1 pseudogene is annotated in these 1,584 nt (G+C 66.7%); it reads left to right on the top strand.

Annotated elements, in window-relative coordinates:
• Positions 1-160: 160 nt before the first annotated feature.
• A pseudogene (locus tag G0D83_RS00075) lies at positions 161-1,584 on the top strand (hypothetical protein); the annotation flags it as partial.

The raw sequence follows: 1,584 nt of genomic DNA, 5'->3' as shown, positions 1-1,584 counted from the left end.
GATGCCCTGCTCTTCATGATGGCGGGGCGCCCGCTGCACCTGGGCTATGCCCTCAACACGACAGATATGCTCCACACGCTCGACGATGCCGGACACTGCAGCCGCATCGAGCGATGGAGCGGCGCCAGCTGGCGCGGGAAGCTCGAAGGAATCTACCGCTTTGCTTGACGACCTGACCCAAGCTCGCGCCATCTCGGTGGCAGCCGAGACCCATCCGCTTTGCCGAGACGTGATCTATCGCGACGTTCGGGCCGGAACATCGGTGGCCGAGATCGTCCGGCTGATGGATCTCGATACCGCGCGGTATGGCTTGCCCTACGTGCTGCTGATCCGCGGCACCGAGGTCTGGCCCGTGCCGATCACGCTCTGGAAGAGTGTGCGGCCGAAGGACGGCACCCGCGTCGAGATTGCCTTCCCTGCGCAGGAGGGCGGCGCGGAGATCGCGATCGCCGCCATTGCATCCGCTTTCTTGCCGACCGCGGCTGCGGCGGGCGCGGGCGCGCTCTTCACCGCCGGGTCGGTGAGTTACGCGCTGACCTATGCCGCCATCACGGTGGTTGGCGCGCTGGCGATCAACGCGCTCATTCCGCCCGCTCAGCAGGCCGGCAGCGGCGCCGGTCCGCAGAACTTCGCGATCACCGGCGTGGGCAACGCCGCGAACCGCTATGGCGTGTTTCCTTACGTGATCGGGCGGCACCGCATGTTTCCGCCGCTGACCGCGAGCGGTTATTCGGAGACGGTGGGCCGAGACATCTACTACCGGGGACGCATGACCTTCGGTTGGGCCCCGGGCGGTGTCGCGCTCGAGGACCTGCGGATCGGCACGACGCCAATCACCGAGTTCAGCGGCGTCGAGCTCGAGTTCCGCAACGTCGACAAGGCGCGGACGCTGGCTGCCATGCCCGGCCTCGAGGCGCTGGTCGCCCAGAAGACCGAAGAGAGCCATGCGCCCCAGGTGCTACTCTCGGGGGTTGGCGAGCAGTACGTCTATGCGCCCAGTGCAGCAGCAAAATCCGTCTCGCTCACCCTCGCGCCGACGGCGCTCTACTACCTCAGCGGCCTCACCGCTGTTGTCGAGGTGGAAGAGGCGGGTTCCGGGACATGGACCGCAGTCGCCACCTACGCCAATTTCACCAGCGCGCAGACCTTCAGCGCGGGGCCTTTCGCCGATGGCATCTCGCGCAGCTGGCGTGTGCGCCTGACCGCTGTCACCGAGGCGGATGTCGCGCCCAAGGTTTCGCGCAGGCGCAGCAACGAAGGGCTGACCGTCACCAGCGCGAGCGCGTCCTACCAGCAGGCCGAGGCCGGGTGGCGCTCGGGATCGGAGACGATGCGCCTCTATCCGCGCGACGTGGCCGAGGATGTCTATTCCGACGTCCCGCAGCAGGACGTGCCGGTCGTCAAATACACCCGCCTCGACACGTCGAGCGCGGCGATCGACCTGAGCTTCCCGCAGGGCCTCTACAAGACGCGCAGCAGTGGCAAGGTGTCCGGGCATGGGACTGACTTCCAGTTCGAATACCAATCGACCGAAGGCGGTCTCAACGAGGCAGACTGGATCGATCTCGGGCTCGACAACATTCA

This window comes from Salipiger sp. PrR003, from assembly GCF_010500785.1.
In the GTDB taxonomy this organism is placed as follows: Bacteria; Pseudomonadota; Alphaproteobacteria; order Rhodobacterales; family Rhodobacteraceae; genus Salipiger; species Salipiger pacificus_A.
The sequence above is the reverse complement of the archived record's forward strand: the minus strand, read 5'-3'. Positions and strand labels throughout refer to the sequence as shown.